At 64.4% G+C, this 18,296-nt stretch carries 20 protein-coding genes; 3 read left to right on the forward strand and 17 right to left on the reverse strand.

What is annotated here, in order from left to right; genetic code table 11:
* Positions 1-32: 32 nt before the first annotated feature.
* The 8 genes from ACTJKQ_RS09065 to ACTJKQ_RS09100 form a co-directional block, all read right to left on the reverse strand.
* Positions 33-1,184: a flagellar basal body P-ring protein FlgI gene (locus ACTJKQ_RS09065; protein WP_369804281.1), complete on the reverse strand. Its 1,152-nt coding sequence runs from the start codon at positions 1,182-1,184 to the stop codon at positions 33-35.
* Positions 1,185-1,449: 265 nt separating this feature from the next.
* Positions 1,450-2,172, reverse strand: coding sequence for a flagellar basal body L-ring protein FlgH (locus ACTJKQ_RS09070; RefSeq protein ID WP_440596642.1), 723 nt, complete (start codon positions 2,170-2,172; stop codon positions 1,450-1,452).
* 38 nt (positions 2,173-2,210) lie between these two features.
* Complete coding sequence (gene flgG / locus ACTJKQ_RS09075; RefSeq protein ID WP_056648212.1) at positions 2,211-2,993, reverse strand: flagellar basal-body rod protein FlgG; 783 nt, start codon at positions 2,991-2,993, stop codon at positions 2,211-2,213.
* 43 nt (positions 2,994-3,036) lie between these two features.
* A complete protein-coding gene (flgF, locus tag ACTJKQ_RS09080) occupies positions 3,037-3,777 on the reverse strand; it encodes a flagellar basal-body rod protein FlgF (RefSeq protein WP_056065654.1) in 741 nt (246 codons plus the stop codon).
* Between the two features lie 46 nt (positions 3,778-3,823).
* The gene (gene flgE / locus ACTJKQ_RS09085; protein ID WP_056065656.1) at positions 3,824-5,104 is read right to left on the reverse strand and encodes a flagellar hook protein FlgE; all 1,281 of its coding nucleotides are present in this window, start codon (positions 5,102-5,104) and stop codon (positions 3,824-3,826) included.
* A 38-nt stretch (positions 5,105-5,142) separates the two neighbouring features.
* On the reverse strand, positions 5,143-5,796 hold the full coding sequence (locus ACTJKQ_RS09090) for a flagellar hook assembly protein FlgD (RefSeq protein WP_440596643.1): 654 nt from the start codon (positions 5,794-5,796) through the stop codon (positions 5,143-5,145).
* 31 nt (positions 5,797-5,827) lie between these two features.
* Entirely contained in the window at positions 5,828-6,232 is a 405-nt protein-coding gene (gene flgC / locus ACTJKQ_RS09095; protein ID WP_056065662.1) for a flagellar basal body rod protein FlgC, read from the reverse strand.
* A gap of 36 nt (positions 6,233-6,268) precedes the next feature.
* The gene (locus ACTJKQ_RS09100; protein ID WP_056065666.1) at positions 6,269-6,739 is read right to left on the reverse strand and encodes a flagellar basal body rod protein FlgB; all 471 of its coding nucleotides are present in this window, start codon (positions 6,737-6,739) and stop codon (positions 6,269-6,271) included.
* Positions 6,740-6,970: 231 nt separating this feature from the next.
* Here ACTJKQ_RS09100 and flgA point away from each other — a divergent pair, with 231 nt between their 5' ends.
* The 3 genes from flgA (at position 6,971) to ACTJKQ_RS09115 (ending at position 8,612) form a co-directional block, all read left to right on the forward strand.
* Positions 6,971-7,783 carry a flagellar basal body P-ring formation chaperone FlgA gene (gene flgA, locus ACTJKQ_RS09105; RefSeq protein WP_440596644.1) on the forward strand — a complete coding sequence of 271 codons (813 nt, stop codon included), beginning with the start codon at positions 6,971-6,973 and terminating at the stop codon, positions 7,781-7,783.
* 94 nt (positions 7,784-7,877) lie between these two features.
* Complete coding sequence (flgM, locus tag ACTJKQ_RS09110) at positions 7,878-8,198, forward strand: flagellar biosynthesis anti-sigma factor FlgM (RefSeq protein WP_056065669.1); 321 nt, start codon at positions 7,878-7,880, stop codon at positions 8,196-8,198.
* A gap of 42 nt (positions 8,199-8,240) precedes the next feature.
* Positions 8,241-8,612: a hypothetical protein gene (locus ACTJKQ_RS09115; protein ID WP_108498214.1), complete on the forward strand. Its 372-nt coding sequence runs from the start codon at positions 8,241-8,243 to the stop codon at positions 8,610-8,612.
* Between the two features lie 115 nt (positions 8,613-8,727).
* Here ACTJKQ_RS09115 and ACTJKQ_RS09120 read toward each other — a convergent pair whose 3' ends face one another.
* From ACTJKQ_RS09120 to motA, 9 genes are all read right to left on the reverse strand, one after another.
* The gene (locus ACTJKQ_RS09120) at positions 8,728-9,444 is read right to left on the reverse strand and encodes an RNA polymerase sigma factor FliA (RefSeq protein ID WP_056065675.1); all 717 of its coding nucleotides are present in this window, start codon (positions 9,442-9,444) and stop codon (positions 8,728-8,730) included.
* Between the two features lie 166 nt (positions 9,445-9,610).
* Positions 9,611-10,408, reverse strand: coding sequence for a hypothetical protein (locus ACTJKQ_RS09125; protein ID WP_056065678.1), 798 nt, complete (start codon positions 10,406-10,408; stop codon positions 9,611-9,613).
* Positions 10,401-11,897 carry a flagellar biosynthesis protein FlhF gene (gene flhF, locus ACTJKQ_RS09130; protein ID WP_440596645.1) on the reverse strand — a complete coding sequence of 499 codons (1,497 nt, stop codon included), beginning with the start codon at positions 11,895-11,897 and terminating at the stop codon, positions 10,401-10,403. The genes ACTJKQ_RS09125 and flhF overlap by 8 nt, the downstream gene beginning before the upstream one ends.
* Positions 11,894-13,975, reverse strand: coding sequence for a flagellar biosynthesis protein FlhA (flhA, locus tag ACTJKQ_RS09135; protein WP_056065684.1), 2,082 nt, complete (start codon positions 13,973-13,975; stop codon positions 11,894-11,896). Before flhA ends, flhF begins: the two co-directional genes overlap by 4 nt.
* Positions 13,972-15,126 (reverse strand): EscU/YscU/HrcU family type III secretion system export apparatus switch protein, encoded by a 1,155-nt coding sequence (locus ACTJKQ_RS09140; RefSeq protein ID WP_440596646.1) that lies wholly within the window; start codon positions 15,124-15,126, stop codon positions 13,972-13,974. Before ACTJKQ_RS09140 ends, flhA begins: the two co-directional genes overlap by 4 nt.
* Before the next feature lie 223 nt (positions 15,127-15,349).
* The gene (locus ACTJKQ_RS09145) at positions 15,350-15,967 is read right to left on the reverse strand and encodes a protein phosphatase CheZ (protein ID WP_056065691.1); all 618 of its coding nucleotides are present in this window, start codon (positions 15,965-15,967) and stop codon (positions 15,350-15,352) included.
* A 4-nt stretch (positions 15,968-15,971) separates the two neighbouring features.
* Positions 15,972-16,358 (reverse strand): chemotaxis response regulator CheY, encoded by a 387-nt coding sequence (gene cheY, locus ACTJKQ_RS09150; protein WP_010466076.1) that lies wholly within the window; start codon positions 16,356-16,358, stop codon positions 15,972-15,974.
* A gap of 72 nt (positions 16,359-16,430) precedes the next feature.
* Positions 16,431-17,363 (reverse strand): flagellar motor protein MotB, encoded by a 933-nt coding sequence (gene motB, locus ACTJKQ_RS09155; protein WP_056065694.1) that lies wholly within the window; start codon positions 17,361-17,363, stop codon positions 16,431-16,433.
* A gap of 44 nt (positions 17,364-17,407) precedes the next feature.
* Entirely contained in the window at positions 17,408-18,268 is an 861-nt protein-coding gene (gene motA / locus ACTJKQ_RS09160; protein WP_056065696.1) for a flagellar motor stator protein MotA, read from the reverse strand.
* Positions 18,269-18,296: the final 28 nt, after the last annotated feature.

The following is an 18,296-nucleotide window of genomic DNA, read 5'->3' on the forward strand; positions in this document are numbered from 1 at the left end:
TGCGCGCAGCGGCGGCAGCAGGGCGAGCCATGTCAGATCACCTCCAGCTCGGCGTTCAGCGCGCCGGCGGCCTTGATGGCCTGCAGGATGGCCAGCAGGTCGCCGGGTGTGGCGCCCAGCGTGTTGAGGGCCTTGACCACGTCGGCCAGCTGCGGCGACGCGGGCATCTGGATCACGTTGCCCGGTTCCTGGTTGATGGTGATGTCGCTCTTTTGCGTGACCACCGTCTGCCCCTGGGAGAACGCATTGGGCTGGCTGACCACGGGCGTGGAGCTGATGGTGATCGACAGGTTGCCGTGGGCGATGGCACAAGGCCCCAGCGTGACCGACTGGTTGAGCACCACCGAGCCCGTGCGGGCGTTGATGACCACCTTGGCAGAGGGCGTGGAGGATTCGAGCGGCAGCTCTTCCAGGTCGGCAATGAAGCCGACGCGGGCGCCGGGGTCGATGGGAGCGCGCACCTGCACCGTGCGACCGTCCAGCGCGGTGGCCAGGCCGTTGCCCAGCTTGGCGTTGATCACCTGCGCCACGCGGCGGGCGGTCTGGAAGTCCGAGGCGTTCAGGCCCAGGTTGATGGTGTCGCCTTCGTTGAGCGGGGTGGGCACGGCCCGTTCCACCTGCGCACCGAGCGGAATGCGGCCTGCGCTCAGGTGGTTGATCTGCACCTTGCTGCCACCGGACGACGCGCCAGCGCCGCCCACCACCATGTTGCCCTGGGCCAGTGCATAGATCTCGCCGTCAGCGCCGCGCAGCGGTGTGACGATGAGCGTGCCGCCCTTGAGCGACTTGGCATTGCCCATGGACGAGACGTTCACGTCGATCTGCTGGCCCGGCTGGGCAAAGGCGGGCAGTTGCGCCGTGACGATCACCGCCGCCACGTTCTTGAGCTGCAGCTGCGACGCCGTGCCGGGTGGCAGGCTGATGCCCATCTGCTGCAGGTAATTGGACATGGCCTGCGTGGTGTAGGGCATCTGCGTCGTCTGGTCGCCCGTGCCGTCCAGCCCTACCACCAGGCCGTAGCCGGTCAACTGGTTGCTGCGCACGCCCTGCACCGCCGCCACTTCCTTGATGCGCAAGGCCTGTGCAGGCGTTGCCAGCCCTGCGGCCACCAGGGCCAGCAGCAGCCACAGCACGCGCGCGGTGCGGGGCAAGAGGGAATGGGACGAGGCTTTCATGGCATCCATTGTGGTAGGCCATGGCCAGAACTAAAACCCAAAAAGAAGCGGGATCACCGGCTTATTGGCTGGGTCTGAAGCCGCGTTGGCAAGGTGCGCGCAGAAACGGCCCGTGGACGCTCTGGGCGGCGGTTTTTGAGTAAAAACGGCCAGAGGCGCTAGTGCTATATGCGCCAATAGCTATCAAATTTGTAGTGGTGAAAGGACGCACCCAGCCCTCCGTCGGATGCCGGAAGGACTGGGGACATGGGCGCTTTCGGTGCGCCCAGTGCGGTCAGAACGGCGTGACGGTGTTGAAGAACCGGCCCAGCCAGCCCATGGCCTGGGCTTCGTTCTGCGCGCCGCGTCCGCGCGATTCGACGCGCACATTGGCGACCTGGGTCGAGTTCACGATGCTGCCGGGTTGCAGTGCGCGTGGGTCCACCGTGCCCGAAAAGCGCAGTACATCCACGTTCTGGTTCACGCCGATCTGCTTTTCGCCAGTGATGACCAGGTGGCCATTGGGCAGCACATCCACCACCGTGGCGGTGATGGAGCCGGTGAAGGTGTTGGCGCTTTCGGTGCCGCCCTTGCCGGAGAACGCATTGCCCGAATTGGCGCCCACGCCCAGCTTGTCGGTGAAGGTCTTGCTGGTGAAGGGCAGGGCGGTCACGCCGGCAGAGACTTCGGAGGTGCGGTCCACCGTGGACGACGACTTCTGGCTGGCCGTCACGTTCTCCACGATCTGAATGGTCACGTTGTCGCCCACCAGGCGCGCGCGGCGGTCTTCAAAAGCGGGCCGGTAGCTGGCGTTGTGGAACAGTCCGCCCGTCACCGGGGATGGGGTGCGCGGTGCAGCGGCGAGCGGGGGTGGGGTGGTGGGCAGGATGTCCACCGGCGGCGGTGGCGACAGGGTGGCGCAGCCGGCGCACAGCAGTGCTGCGCCCAGCGCGGGGATGCCCGCACGCAGCGAGCCAAGTGCCTGCAGCAGGCGAAGAGGGCGTGTGAAAGTGCGCATGGCGAAGGTCCTGGGCAAAAGCGCGGGGGGCATTCCGGTCACAGCTGGGCGAGCTTGGCCAGCATCTGGTCCGAGGTCTGGATGGCCTTGGAATTCATCTCGTAGGCGCGCTGGGTCTGGATCATGGTGACCAGCTCTTCCACCACGTTGACGTTGGAGGCTTCCAGAAACCCTTGCTTGATGATGCCCAGGCCGTTCGTGCCGGGAGTGCCCTGCTGGGGCTGGCCGGAGGCGGCGGATTCCTTGAACAGGTTCTGCCCGATGGGCTCCAGGCCGGCCGGGTTGATGAAGCTGGCCATGGCCAGGTTGCCAACGGTCTGCGGCTGTGTGTTGCCCGGCACGGTGACTGCCACGGCGCCTTCGGCACTGATGCTGACGCTGGTGGCGTTGGCCGGAATGGTGATGCCATTGACCACGGGCAGCCCGCTGGACGTGACCATGCGGCCCTGGGCATCGACCTGGAAGGAGCCGTCGCGGGTGTAGCCCACGGTGCCATCGGGCATGGTCACTTCAAAGAAGCCGTTGCCGTTGATGGCGACATCCAGGTTGTTCTTGGACTCCTGCAGGCTGCCCTGCATGAAGTTGCGGCTGGTGGCCACCGTGCGCACGCCCAGGCCCAGGTGCAGGCCGGTGGGCAGCTGGTTTTGTTCGGTGGTGTTGGCACCCACCTGGCGCAGGTTCTGGTAGATCAGGTCTTCGAACACCGCGTTGTTGCGCTTGTAGCCCGTGGTGGAGACGTTGGCCAGGTTGTGCGAGATGACATCGAGCTGGGTCTGCTGGGCAGACATGCCGGTCTTGGCGATCCAGAGGGAGTTGATCATGGTGCTTCCTTAGGGCGGGTGCGTGCGGTGGTGGGCAGCGGCATCAGCCGTTCATGCTCAGCAGCTGGCTGGCGGTCTTGTCGTTGGTTTCGGCGGTCTGCAGCAGCTTCATCTGCTGCTCGAACTGGCGCGATGCAGCGATCATTCCGACCATGCATTCGACAGGGTTCACGTTCGAGCCTTCCAGCGCGCCCGACAGCATGCGCGCGTTGGCGTCGTTGGGCATGGGGTCGCCCGACGTGGTGCGAAACAGCCCGTCGTCGCCGCGCTTGAGCGGGTCTTCCGGCGTGGGTGTGCCCAGCTTGAGGCGGCCAATGGCCTGGGCGGGCTGGCCCGGGATCTTGGAGGTCACGGTACCGTCCGACCCGAGCGACACATCGGCACCGGGCGGCACGTCGATGGGCGCTCCGCCATCGGACAACACGGGCAGGCCGGTGGGGGTGAGCAGCTGGCCTGTGGCCGACACCTCAAAGCTGCCCGCACGGGTGTAGGCCTCGGTGCCATCCAGTCCCTGCACTGCAAACCAGGCGTTGCCGGCCGCCATGGCGTCGAGGTTGCGGCCGGTGCGTTGTACAGGGCCGGGGGTGTTGACGTAGCCCGAGGTGGCCTCCAGCGCAAACACGCGCGTCTTGGCGCCGTCGCCTTGCAGCGGCACCGAGCGGAAGGTGGACATCTCGGCGCGGAACCCGCCGGTGGACACGTTGGCGAGGTTGTTGGACAGCACCGCCTGCCGGTGGGCGGCGGCGTTGGCGCCTGTCATCGAGGTGTAGATGATGCGGTCCATGGGGGATCTCCGGTGTCCTGGACGGGTTCAGTGGGGGGGCAGCCGGTCAGCGCAGGTTCACCAGGGTGGACATCACCTGGTCTTGCGTCTTGATGGTCTGTGCATTCGCCTGGTAGGCGCGCTGGGCAGTCATCATGTTCACCAGCTCGGCCGTGAGGTCCACGTTGGAGTCTTCCAGGGCGCCCGAGCGCAGCGAGCCAAAGCTGCCATCCGTGGCGGTGCCGACGACGGGCTGGCCCGACTCGAACGTGGCCACCCAGTTGTTGCTGCCCACCGAGGCCAGACCCTGCGTATTGCGGAAGCTCGACAGCGCCAGCTGGCCCTCGGCACGCGTCACGCCGTTGGAATAACGGGTCATGATCATCCCGTTGTTCTCGATGTTGATGCCGGTCAGCTCGCCCGAGGTGTAGCCGTCCTGGCTCAGGTTGGACACCGCAAACTTCTTGCCGAACTGCGTCACCTTGTCCAGGCTCACGTCCACGGTATAGGTGGGCAGGTTATTGGGGTTGGGCGGCGTGGGGTTGATGGTGAGCGGCAGCGAAAAGCCCGTGGCGGGTGGCGTGGCCACCGGGCCGGTGATGGCGCCGTTGTTGTCGAACGTGATCTGGCCGATGGGCGTGGCCACCACGGGCGGCACAGCGGTGGGGTCGTCCAGGGCGTCGTATACGTCCCAGGTGTTGGCGGTGGCGGTTTTCTGAAAGTACAGGCTCACCGGTTTGGCCACGCCCTGGCTGTCGAACACGTTGATCGACGTGCCATAGGTGGCGCGCGGGGTGGCCGGGATGGGGGGCGTGGCTGCGGGGTTGCCCGCCGCGTCGGTGGCGCGGGCGTCCAGGTTGAAGGCCGCCGTGATCTTGGTGGTCTGCTTGGCGGGAATTGGCTCGGCGGTCGGGAACACCATGGGGATGGGGTCGGTGCCGGTGCGCAGACCCGTCACCGGGTCCACCGGGTAGCCCATCACCGACGCGTTGTCGTTGGTGATCATGTTGCCTTCCTTGTCCAGCTTGAAGTTGCCGGAGCGGGTGTAGGCGGCGGTGCCATCGGGCAGCGTGAGGGTGAAGAACCCATTGCCATTGATGGCCACGTCCAGGCTGTTGCCGGTGATGGTCAGGTTGCCCTGGGTGAATTGCTGCGCCACGGCGCCCACTTCCACGCCGATGCCTGCATTGGAGCCCCCTGCCGAGCCGATGGCAGAGGCCACCATCTCGGCAAACTCGGCCCGCGAGGCCTTGAACCCGACGGTGTTGGAGTTGGCAATGTTGTGCCCGATGACATCGAGGTTCTTGCTGGCGGCGTTCAAGCCGGACAGGCCTTGCTGAAAACTCATGGTGTTCTCCTGTTGACGCGATACGAAGCAGGCTGGTGTTACACCAAGGCCTTGATCTGGCTGTAGTTGATGGTTTTGCCGTTGGACAGGCTCAGCACCAGCTGTCCGTCCTCGGCGCCTGCGGCCGTCACCTTGGCAAGGTTCAGTGCGGTGGAGTCCAGCTTGGTGGAGCCATTGACGGCCGTCACGCGGAACTGCAGCCCTTCGGTGGAGCCGGTGTACTGGCTGGCGTCCCAGTCGAAGGTGTGGCGGCCCGCCGCCTTGGCACCCAGGTCGATGGTGTCCACCACCTGCCCGCCTGCGGTTGTGACCTCGACCTTCACGTTGGTGGCGGCCGAGCCCAGCTCGAAGCCGCCCTTGCCGGTCTTGTCCGCCACCGCCAGGCTGGAGCCCTCGGTCAGCACATTGCGGCCCACCAGGGCTGTGCCCTGCATGACCTGCAGCGAGTTGAACTGCGAAGCCATGCTCTGCATGGTCTGGTTCAGTTGCTGGATGCCGGTCACCGTGTTGATCTGCGCGATCTGCGAAGTCATCTGGGCGTTGTCCAGGGGGTTCATCGGGTCCTGGTTGTTCAGCTGCGCAACCAGCAGTTTCAAAAAGCGGTCTTGCGCGGCAGCCGGGTCGGTGGACGCGTTGGCCTTGGTGCTGGACGAGTCCGTCACCGTGGGGGCGTTGGTGGCACTGAGAATCATGGTGGTGTCCTTCTTGGAGCAGGCTCTTGCCTTACTGGCCCATCTGCAGGGTTTTGAGGAGCAGCGACTTGGCCGTGTTCATGACCTCGACGTTGTTCTGGTACGAGCGCGAGGCAGAGATCATGTTGACCATCTCTTCAACCGCGTTGACGTTGGAGTGCGTCACATACCCCTGCTCGTCGGCCGACGGGTGGCTGGGGTCGTGCACGCGGCGGCCCGGCACATTGCTTTCGCTGACACCGCTGACCTTGACGCCCGCAGAGCTGTCGGCCCCCATGGGCGCTGTCTGGAACACCACCTGGCGTGCCTTGTAAGCCTGACCATCGGGGCCTGCCACGGCGTCCACATTGGCCAGGTTGCTGGCCACCACGTTGAGCCGCTGCGACTGCGCACTGATGGCGCTGCCCGATACGTTGAAAATCGAAAACATGGACATGAGGTGGCTCGCTTTCTGCGCTGCGGGGCTGGCTGGTTATTGGCCCTGGATGGCGCTGAGCATGGTCTTGGCGTTGCCGTTGATGAACCGCAGCGTGGCTTCATAGCGCACGGCGTTGTCCACGAAGTTGGCGCGCTCGCGGTCCAGGTCCACCGAGTTGTTGTCCAGGCTCGGTTGCGTTTGCACCGCATAGCCCAGGGCGCCTTGCCGGTCGATGCTGGTGCTGGAATTCACGGTGGGCAGCGGAATATGGTGCGGATCGGTCGTGCCCGCAGTTCCGTACGAGCCTCCGGTTGCCAGCCGCGTGACCGCCGCGCCGGCAGTGCCCGTGGCGGAAGAAGTCATGCCCGTAGCCTCGCGCAGCGCGTCGCCGAACTTGAAGTCGCGTGCCACATAGCCAGGGGTGTCGGCGTTGGCAATGTTGCTGGCGATGGCGCGCTGACGTTCCCCACGCAGCACCAGGGCGTTGCCGTGAAAATTCAGCTGGTTGGTCATCTTGTCAAGCATGTGTGCCTCACACCGTCGGTTGCAAAGTCGCCGTCCCCGGGGGGCTTTTGGCGTGGTTCGATTATGGAAACCGCGCCCTTTTTCTAAAGCGCGAAGAAGTGGCAAATGGATGTGCAGTTCCGGGTTTTGCGTCCGGGTCATCTGCCTATAGTTCCAGGGGTGAAATGGCCCCTGCCTTCCGTAGCACCCCGTGCGCGGGCAGCCTGGCCAGCCGATGCCCTGGAGGCCCCCATGACCGCCCACTTCCTTTTCTCTGACACCAACACCGACGTCGCGCTGTGCGGCGCCACCCGGCAGTCGCTGGCTGTGCGTGCCGGCGCCTTGGTGCGTACGTTCTGCCTGGCGGGTGTATTGGCTGTGGCTGCGCTGGGCCCCCATGGTGTTGCGCACGCCCAGTCGGCGGCAGACCCCGCGGCGGACCTGGGGCCGCTTACCCAGCGCTGGCTGGACGATGCGTTGGCCCGCAACCCGTCCTCCGCGCTGCCATTGCGTATGGAAGTGAGTGTTGGCTCACTGGATTCGCGCCTGCGGCTGGCGCCCTGTGCGCGCGTTGAACCCTATCTGCCCGTAGGTGCCCGCCTGTGGGGCCGGACCCGTCTGGGGCTGCGCTGCGTGGAGGGAGCCACCGCATGGAACGTGTTTTTGCCCGTCACCATCAAGGCGTTTGGCCCGGCCTGGGTGTTGATCAACAATGTGGCGCCCGGTGCCGTGTTGACGGCCAATGACGCCACAGAGGCCGAAGTGGACTGGGCGGCCGATTCCTCTCCCGTCATGGCCAATCCCGACCTGTGGGTAGGGCAGACCGCGGCCCGCCAACTGGTGGCGGGGCAGGCGGTGCGCCAGGCCATGGTGCGTGCCCCCCTGCTGTTCAAGGCCGGTGCGCAGGTGAAAGTGGTGGCCCAGGGGCCGGGCTATGCGGTCAGCTCTGCGGGCCAGGCGTTGACCGCAGGCTCTGCCGGGCAGACTGTGCGCGTGCGCATGGAGAATGGCCGCATCGTAAGTGGAACTGTGAATGATTCTGGGACAGTGGATGTCACTCTGTGATGACGCCCCGGTGATAAATGGCTAAAGTCCGGGCCAAATGGGTCGAAAACATTGCTACTGATGCCCCACATCCAACGGGGTGGTGGAGAGAGCGATGAAGATAGGTCAAACACCGGAACTGCCGGGCGGGTTGCCGCCGACGGGGCTTGCCAAGCAAGCCAAGGCCCCAGCCAGCGCTGCTGAAGGAGCCACCAAGGACGCACTGATGGCGTCATCCGCCGGTGTGCCTGTCACTGTGTCCACCGCGGCCCGGGCGCTCAGCCCTGCCACCCGCAGCACGGCAGATTTTGACGCAGGCAAGGTCAAGGCAGTGCGCGCTGCCATCGAAAAGGGCGAATTCTCGGTCGACGCCGAAGCCATTGCCGACAAGCTGTTGTCCAACGCCCAGGAGATCCTGTCCCGCTCGCGGGGTTGACCGGCGTTTTGCTACCGGGCGCAATCCATCGCACAATGCGCCATGTCTCTGGAAGAATCTCTCTCGGCTGTTGAGCAGCTGATCGAACAAGTCTCCGCCGCACTTCTCGCGGCCGACCCCACCTCCCTGGAAAAAAACAGCACGGCCTTGCGTGATGCAGCGGCCGATTTCTCGCGTGCGCTGGAGCAGGCGGCCGCGCGGGGGTTGCCCTTGCCAGCGTCGCTGCAAAAGCGCGCGGATGCGATCCGCAGCATGCTGATCCTGCACCGTGAAAGCCTGGCCCGGCTTGCTGCCAGCACGGACCGCCAAGCCGCCGGCCTGTTGCCCCCCAATGCGGCGGCTACCTATGGCGATGGCCTGGGGGCGCGCGGAGCCGCGCCGGGTGTGGCGCGCATCTACCGCTCTGCAGGCTGAGCGGCATCCATTGTTCTGAAGGGGTTGTGGGCCCGGTCGCGAAAAGCGGCGGCCCGTCACCCTATGGCCCTGCGCAACGACCTGCGCGGCGCCTGGTGTCCGCCGGTGGGGGCGCTCAGTGCGCGCGCATCTTTGCCCGCAGCCGGGCAATGGACTGGCTGTGCAGCTGGCACACGCGCGACTCGGTAACGCCCAGCACGGCGGCAATTTCCTTGAGGTTCATGTCATGTTCGTAGTACATGCCCATGATGTGCTGCTCGCGCTCCGGCAGGGTCTTGATGGCGTTGACCAGTGACGTCTTGAGCCGTTGATCACGCAGCAGCTCCACCGGGTCAGCCGCACTGTCGGCAACGTGGCGGTCCAGAAACCCATCCTCGTCATCGTTGCCATGCGTCATGTCTTCGAGGTACACCAGCTGGGTGCCCCGGACCTTGCCCAGCAGATTCTGGTAGTCCGCCAGGCTCATGCCCATTTCGCTGGCTATTTCGGACTCCAGCGGGCTGCGTCCCAGCTTTTGCTCCAGCCGGTGCACAGCGTGTTCAATGTCTTTCTGGCTCTTGCGCGAGCTGCGGCTCATCCAGTCGCCCTCGCGCAGCTCGTCGAGCATGGCGCCCCGGATGCGTTGGGTGGCAAAGGTTTCAAACTGCACGCCCTGTGCCACTTCGTAGCGCGACAGAGCTTCGGCCAGCCCCATCATGCCGACCTGGATCAAGTCATCCAGCTCGACATTGGGAGGCAGCTTGGCGATCATGTGGTGCGCAATCCTCCGGACCAGCGGTACATGCTGGCGGATCATGGCATCGCGATCAAGCTGGCCTTTGGCGGTGTACATAGAGAGGGTGTTATGCACTGGTAGGGCGGGTATGCGATCTTGTTTTGGAGCCGCTTGGGGGTGCCATCACCCGATCTTTTTCCGCCGCCCGGGGCCAGCAACTTGCCAGACCGTGGGGAGCGTTTCGGGTCAACGTGCGTACGTAGAGGTGCATCACAGGCTCTGGTCAGTGGCTCCGGACAAAATGCGCAGGCATGCCTGTCAAGTTGCTGGGTGTCAGCGCAGCCAGCGCTCCGTTCATAGTGCCCGCATTTTCCAGCAGTTGCAAGGCCAGGCGCTGAAGCTCCTGGGGGTTCTGCGTGGCAATGGTGGTGGTTCGTATCGGGCCGCCCAGATGGCGCTCGGCACATGCCTGCAAGGTCATCAGCTGGGACTGGGCCTTGCGGCGTTCGGCGGCGGTGTTGCCGTGCAGCAAAGCGGCCACCATGCAGGGCAAGCCAGTGTGTAGCGCAATCTGCTTGAGGCTCTTGTAGCTGGTCATCACGCCCGCTGCGCCACTGCCCATGACCACCAGCGGCACCGTGGCCGTGTGGGTGAGCAGGGGCCCCAGGGTGGAGGCTGGCGCGTGAATCACCATGAGGCCGTAAGTCCTGAAGCAGGGCAGCAAGCTCTCCATGGGCGAGCGTGTGCTGCCGCTGGCTTTGCGGCTCAGGTGCTGCAGCCCCTTGGCCGCTGGAATCACGGCGAGGGAGGATGCGGTGGCGCCCAGGTTCAGGCTGGCGCCGTCATTCCACGTGGCATGTTGCAGCAGGTGCAGCAGCCCGGGGCTGTCGTCGGACTCCTGCGCCGTGCCGTCGAGCACCACCACCGGATAGCCCAGCCGCTGCAGGCTGGCGCAGATCTGCCATAGCGTTTCCAGGCCGCTCGCCGTGTTGCCCTGGCTGGCGACTGCCAGCAGCCGCAGCTCTGCCTGCGGGGTGAGGCTGTGCAGGCTGGCCGCCTGGTGAAAACCCAGATCAAGCATCGACCAGCCCCCCCTCCGTCACGGTGTCAGGAGAGTGCGAGAAGAAGAAGTTCAGGTCCGTGGCCTTGGGGTCGAAAGCCGACTTCGCCGGCGATCGCATGGAGGCGCTGATGAGCTGGTGGGCGTTGGCACGCTCCCAGTCCTCGGGCACGCGCTGGCCGTTGGTCACGCCGCGCAGCACCATCTGGTGGCGGATCAGTGCGTCGATCGCGGGGCCCAGCTTCACGGCCTCGTCCACCTTGGACAGGATGGCCTGTTGCGAGCCGTCGGTTTTGAAGGCGGTCAGCACGTCGTCCAGCGTATCGCCGTGGCAGCCGGCGTTGAGCACCAGCAGGCGGTTCACATGGGGCAGGTCCAGCACATCCAGCATGTCGCGCTTGCGGGGGTCCCTGGGGGCCACGCCGGTGGTGTCGATCAACACCATTTTCTTGCCGCTGAGCAGACCCAGCAGGTCTTGCAGCGCGGCGCGGTCGTGTGCCAGGTGGGCCACGATGCCCAGCATGCGCCCGTAAGTGCGCAGTTGTTCGTGCGCGCCCACACGGTAGGTGTCCAGTGTGATCAGCCCCACACTGCCGGGGCCGTGGATGCGGGCGCACATGGCAGCCAGCTTGGCGGTGGTGGTGGTCTTGCCCACACCCGTAGAGCCCACCATGGCGAAGATGCCGCCCTGTTCGTAAAGGGGGGGATCGGTCTGGTCGGTCTTGAGGTTGCGTTCCAGCACCTCCATCAGCCAGCGCACCGATTCGCCCGCCGACAGGTCTTCGGGCATGCGTTCGAGCACGGCGCGGGCCAGCGACGGGGAGTATCCGGCACGGATCATCTTCAGCATCAGGTTGGACTGGATCGGGTTCTGGCGCGCCTGCCCCAGCCAGGCCAGCGTGTTGAAGCGGTCTTCGATCAGCTCTTTCATCGCGTGCAGCTCGTTCATCACGCTCTGCTGGTTGTTCGACTGGATCAGGTGGGCGCTGGGAGCTTCCTGCCGGCGGCGCGGTGGCTCGGGCGGCATGTCCATCGGGATGGTGCGCAGCGGGTTGTGGCGCGCCACCGAGGGCGCGGGCATGCGTTCACGTTCTGGTTCCTGGTCGCGGCTGCGTTCAGACAGTGTCTGGGGTTCCGAGGGACCATTCAGTGCCTCGTGGCGGCGGCGCAGCATGCGTTCGCGCACATAGTCCTGGAACGACAGCGTGCTCATGGCCAGCTGTTCGGTGTCTTCCTCGACCGGGTTGCGGCCCAGGCCCGACGCTGCTGCCGATTGGCTGGCGCGCTGTGGGGTGCTGCGCGCAGTGCTGGGCGCCAGCAGGGGCGGATTGGACGAAGCGGTGGGCACACCACCGTCCAGAGCCGACAGCGTGTCCTCGGCCGTGGCCACCACTTCCACGCCGTTGGCCGTGGGGCGGTTGGACAGAATCAGCGTGCCGTCGCCAAAGGCCATGCGCGCCTTGGCCAGAGCCTCCCGGGAGGTGGGGGCGGTAAAGCGTTTGATGTTCATGCTGATGCACCTTTAAGGATCGGCCCAATACGGATGGTGTGGGTCTCTGGAATTTCACTGTGTGCCAGCACCTGCAGGCGGGGCGCTACGCGGCGCACCAGGCGGGAGATGGCATTGCGGATCTGGTCGGGAACCAGCAGGCAGGCGGGCAGGCCCATCTCTTCCTGCTTGAGAGCCACTTCGGCGGCCTTTTGTGTGAGGATGTCGGCCACGCCGGGGTCGAGCGCGGGGCCTGCCGTGTTGCCCAGGGCTTGCACCAGCAGGCGCTCCAGGCCGGGCTCGATGGCAATGACGTTGAGCTCGCGGGTGGGGCCGTAAATCTGCTGGACGATGGCGGGCGAGAGCGCAATGCGCACGCGGCGGGCCAGCTCGACGGGGTCCGAGACGCCGCCAGCATGCTCGGCCAGCGTTTCGATGATGGTGCGGATATCGCGGATGTGCACAGACTCTTCCAGCAGCAGCTGGAGGACTTTCTGGAACGTTGCGATGGAGACCATTTTCGGAACCACTTCTTCGATGAGCTTGGGGGCCAGCTTGGCCACGTGTTCCACCAGTTGCTGCGTTTCCGTGCGACTGAGGAGCTTGGCGGCTTGCACTTGCATCAAGTGTGACAAATGGGTGGCCATCACGGTTTCGGAATCAACGACGGTAAAACCGGCCATTTGTGCGGCTTCCTTTTGCCGATCGTCGATCCAGTGTGCTGGCAGGCCAAAGGCAGGGTCGGTGGTGGCCGTGCCGATCAGCGGCGTGGTGATGCCGCCGGGGTTGATGGCCAGGAACATGCCAGGGAAGGCTTCGCCCTCGCCCACCACCACGCCGCGCAGCGTGATGCGGTAGCCGCTGGGCTTGAGTTCGAGGTTGTCACGTACGTGCACGGCAGGGGGCAGGAAGCCGACTTCCTGTGCAAACTTGCGGCGCACGCCCTTGATGCGGGTGAGTAGGTCGCCCTGGCGGCTCTTGTCCACCAGGCTGATGAGGCGGTATCCCAGTTCCAGGCCCAGCAGGTCCACGGGCTGCAAGTCGTCCCAGGTGGCTTCGCCATCGGTAGCGGGTGGCGGTGGGGCTTCGACCACCGGGGGAACCTTCTGGCGCTCATACATCACCCAGGCGCCGTAACCCAGCAGGCTGCCCATGGTCAGGAACACCACATGTGGCATGCCGGGGATCAAACCCAGCAGGATCAGGATGCCTGCCGTCACACCCAGCACGCGGGGCGACATGAACAGCTGCTGAACGATCTGGCGGCCCATGTCGTGGTCCTTGCCCACGCGCGAGATCACCATGGCGGCTGCCACCGAAATCAGCAGGCCGGGAATCTGTGCCACCAGCGCATCGCCAATGGCCAGCAGGATGTAGCTGTCTGCGGCCTGCTTGGCCGACAGGTCGTGTTGCAACACACCAATGGCGAAGCCGCCAATGATGTTGATGAGCAGGATCAGGATGCCCGCCACGGCGTCGCCGCGCACGAACTTGGACGCGCCGTCCATGGAGCCGAAGAAGTTGGCTTCTTCCGCCACTTCGGCACGGCGACGCTTGGCTTCTTTTTCGTCGATCAGGCCGGCATTCAGGTCGGCATCCACCGCCATCTGCTTGCCGGGCATGGCGTCCAGGGTGAAGCGCGCCGACACTTCGGCAATGCGCTCGGCGCCCTTGGTAATCACCACGAAGTTGATCACCACGAGGATCGCAAAAACGATCAGGCCGACGGCGAAGTTGCCGCCGATCAGGAAGTGGCCGAAGGCCTCGATCACTGCACCCGCTGCGCCAGGGCCCTGGTGGCCTTCGAGCAGCACCACGCGCGTAGAGGCCACGTTCAGCGACAGGCGCATCAGTGTGGTCAGCAGCAGCACCGAAGGGAATGCCGCGAAGTCCAGCGGACGCAGCATGTACGCCGCCACCATCATCACCATCAGCGCGACGGCGATGTTGAGCGTGAAAAATGCATCCAGCAGCCACGGGGGGATGGGCAGCACCATCAGCGCCAGAATCGCCACCACCAGCAGTGGTGCCGACAGGCCCTGCAGGGCGCTGGCATTGGTGCCCGCCCATTGCTGCAAAGACTTTACGGAGGTGTTCATACGGCAGCACCTTGCACCGTGGTGCGGTTCAGCGGATCGAGTTCAGGCGGCACGAAAGGCTCCACCAGGCTGTCGGGCATACGGCCTTCGCCACGCAGGGCTGCCTTGAGGCGGTACACATAGGCCAGCACCTGGGCAACGGCGGTGTAGAGCGTCGCGGGGATGGCCTGGTCCAGCTCGGCATGGGCATACAGCGCACGGGCCAGCATGGGCGACTGCAGCACGGGCACGTTGTGCTCCTTGGCCACGTCGCGGATCTTCATGGCGATGAGGTCGGTGCCGCGCGAGATGACCTGGGGCGCACTCATGGTCTTCTCGTCGTATTTGAGGGCCACGGCGTAGTGGGTGGGGTTCATCACCACAAAGTCGGCCTTGGGGACCGCGCCTACGCTGGCCCGGTCGGCGATCTCGCGCTGCTTCTGGCGGATGCGGCCCTTGGTGTGGGGGTTGCCGTCCGACTCCTTGTGCTCCTGCTTGACTTCCTCGTGCGACATCTTCAGCCGCTCCTTGAAGAAGAACGCCTGCAAAGGCACATCCACCAAGGCAGCCAGAAACACGACCAGCAGCAACAGGCTCATGCCCGAGGTCAGCCAGTCTGCAATCTGGCGAAGGGCCAGCGGCGAGGGCTGCAGCACCAGCATGGCGACCGTTTCAAGGCTGTTGCCCAAGAACTTCCAGGCCACGTAGGTCAGGATGGCGGTCATCAGCACCATCTTGGCCACGTTGGCCATCTGCTGCTTGGAAAACAGGTTGGCCAGTCCGGAGATCGGGTTGAGTCGGTTGAACTGCGGTGTGATGGGCTTGGCACTGAGAATCCAGCCGCCCGCCCCGATGGCGCTGATCAGCCCCGCAGCGCTGGTGAGGGTGGCAAACACCGTGCTGGCCACCAAGCCCACGATGACCATGTCCTGCAGCCGCGAGAGCATGGTGCCTGGCGCCATCACCGTGGCCGCATTGAACGCCAGCTGCTGGCTCATGGCCCACTGCATGCGGTCCATCAGCTGCGGGGCCAGCAGCAGCATGCATGCGGCGCCCGCGCCCAGGATGGCCAGGTGCGACAGGTCGCGCGAGCGTGCCCCTTGGCCATCTTCGCGCGCTTTTTGCAGCTTGCGTTCTGACGCGGGGAGGCTTTTTTCTTGGCTGGATTCCATGGTGGCATGACGGCTGGTGTCATGCCATTGTCGTGAGCGACCCGGAAATCTAAAGGCTGATAAGGGGGCTGCAGCCCCCTCTTTTCGGTGGTGCCTGGGGTGTGTCTAGTGGCGGTTCTGTGTCTGACCCGCACCGTGGATTGCTGCCACTATTTTCAAAAAATGATAGCAATCAAGGCATATTGCACTAGCGCCCTAGGGCTGCCGGACTGAAAACGGAGCGTCAGAAGCCCAGACTGGCCAGCAGGTCGTCCACCTGGGACTGGTCGGTGACCACGTCGGGCGTGTTCTCCGGGTCCACCACCGGGCCCTGAAGATGCGCTGCGCGGGCGGGCTCGGCAGGCACCTGGGCGCTGGGCGGAGCCGTCTGGATGAGCAGTTGCACCAGCTGCTCTTCAATGGTGGCTGCCAGGTTCACCACGCGCGCAATCACCTGGCCGGTGAGGTCGTGAAAATCCTGCGCCATCATGATTTCGGTGAGGTGCGTGTCGGCTTCCTTGGTCACGCGCTCCACGTCGGTCAGAAAGTTGAAGATCTCGCCTTTGGCCACGGCCGCCACCGGGTCCGCCACCAGCGAGTTGACGACCCGGCGCGTTTCCGCCGCAATGTAGTCGTGCTGGGCCTTGGCCTGCTCGACGCGGTTGAGCACCTTCTCGGCCGCTTCCCCCGTCAGGCGGGCGATATAGGAAAGTCGGCTCTGTGCGTCGGGCAGCTCGCCCATGGAGCCGCGCAGCTTGTCGGCATAACCCAGCTCGTTGAGCGAATCGTGAAGCTGACGTGTCAGCAGGCCAATCTTGTGATGAACATCGGCAGGCTGGCTGTTGTCCGGTGTGTCGTCCATGGTGTCATAACCCCATCTTCTTCAGAATCAAGGTCACTTTCTCTTCCAGAGTTGCCTTGGTGAAGGGTTTGACGATGTAACCCGCAGCGCCTCCCTGGGCGGCGGCAACGATGTCTTCCTTGCGGGCTTCGGCGGTCACCATCAGGACGGGTAGGTGTTTGAGCTTGTCGTCCTTCTTGATCTCGGCCAGCAGCTGGAAGCCGTTCATGTTGGGCATGTTGATGTCGGTCACCACAAAGTCAAACTTGCTGTTGCGCAGCTTGTTGAGTGCGGCGACACCATCCTCGGCCTCGTCGGCGTCTGCAAACCCGCTCTCCTTGAGCAGGTTGCGAACGATGCGTCGCATGGTGGAGAAGTCGTCAACGATCAAAAAACGAAGGGCTGTGGTCACTTGGGACCCTTTCAGTCGAGATTTACTGTAAGCATTGTCATGGGTGGCAGGTTTGGTGACAAGTCGTAACTGTTACCTGCTTGGGGGGGGATTTTCCCGCTTTTCCGTCAACAGTTCTGTGGACGTGATTTCAGGAATCCCTTTGCCCATGAGCCGTTCTTCGGCCTCCCGGGTCAACACCGTGATGGTGATGCGCCGGTTGGAGGGGGAGCGTGGGTTCTTGGGGTCCAGCAGATCACTGGCGGCCAAGCCCACCACGCGGCCCAGTTTAGCGTCTGGCATGCCCGCAGAGACCAGTTCCCGTCGCGAGGCGTTGGCGCGATCTGCCGATAGCTCCCAGTTGCTGTACCCCTTTTCGCTGTTGCCATAAGGTACGGCGTCGGTGTGGCCTGCAAGGCTGATGCGGTTTTCAACGCCACCGAGGGCTGCGCCAATTTCGCGCAGGATGTCGCGCATGTAGGGTTTTACCAACGCGCTACCGCTGTCGAACATGGGGCGGTTCTGGTCGTCGATGATCTGGATCTGCAGCCCGTCGGGTGTGATGTCGATGCGGATCTGCGACTTGTACTCATTCAGGCGCGGGTTCTCGGTGATCAGCGCATCGATCTTGGCCTCCAGGGCCTTGATGCGCTCCTGGTCCTGCTTGGCCCGTTCTGCCCGCGCGGCATCGATGCTCATGCGGCGCTGCTTGGCTTCTTCCACATCGGAGCGGCGCACCTGGCCATGTACCTTGGCCAGATCGTTGCCGCCACCAGGGATGACGCTGGAGCTGTTGCCTGCACCGTCGCCTCCGGTCATCGCCACTTTGAGCGGCGAAGCGAAATACGCCGCAATGCCCTGCAGCTCACCCTTGGCCGTGGAGCCCAAAAGCCACATCAGCAAGAAGAACGCCATCATCGCCGTCACAAAGTCGGCATAAGCGATCTTCCAGGCGCCACCATGCACCGCGTGGCCGCCTTTCTTGACGCGCTTGATGATGATGGGCTGGAGTTTCTTTTCTGCCATGGTGGTGGTGGGGCGTTACGGCGCGGCTACCGCATTCGCGGCGGCTACTTCTTGCCCTTCACGTGTCCTTCCAGCTCCGAGAAGCTGGGGCGTACGTTGGAGAACAGCACCTTGCGGCCAAACTCAATGGCCGTGGCCGGGTTGTAGCCCTGCATGCTGGCGAGCAGGGTGGACTTGATGCACTGCAGCTCCTTGGCGGCGTCCTCGGTCTTTTGCTCGACGAGTCCACCCAGGGGCTCGACCACGCCGTAGGCCAGCAAAATGCCCAGGAACGTCCCCACCAGCGCCGAGCCGATCATCCCACCCAGTACAGAGGGCGGCTGCCCCACCGAGCCCATGGTGTTCACCACGCCCAGCACGGCGGCCACGATCCCGAAGGCGGGCAGGGCGCCGGCCAGGCGGGCCAGCGCGGCCACGGGGGCGTGGGCTTCCTGGTGGTGGGTATCGATCTCGCTGTCCATCAGCGCTTCGATCTCGTGGGAATTCAGGTTGCCCGACACCATCATGCGCAGGTAGTCGGTGGTGAACTCGATCACGTGGTGGTCGCTGCCCACCGTGGGGTATTTCTTGAAGATCTCGGACTCGTGGGGCGCTTCCACATCCTTCTCAATGGCCATCAGACCTTCCTTGCGGGCCTTTTGCAGGATGTCATAGAGCATCGCCATCAACTCCATGTAGCGCTCTTTGGTGTATTTGGAACCCTTGAGCGCCATCGGCAGTGCGGCCAAGGTGGCCTTGATCACCTTGGGCTGGTTGTTCACCACAAACGCGCCCAGTGCGCCGCCCAAAATGGTGATGATCTCAAACGGCAGTGCCTTGAGAATCACGCTGATATTGCCTCCGTGCATGATGTACACACCGAAGATGCAGCCGAGGCAGACGACGTAACCGATGATGACAAACATGCTTTAGACGTTTAGGGCGGCGGCAGGG

The sequence above is a fragment of the Acidovorax sp. 22279 genome (assembly GCF_052045435.1).
GTDB classification, from domain to species: Bacteria; Pseudomonadota; Gammaproteobacteria; order Burkholderiales; family Burkholderiaceae_C; genus Acidovorax; species Acidovorax delafieldii.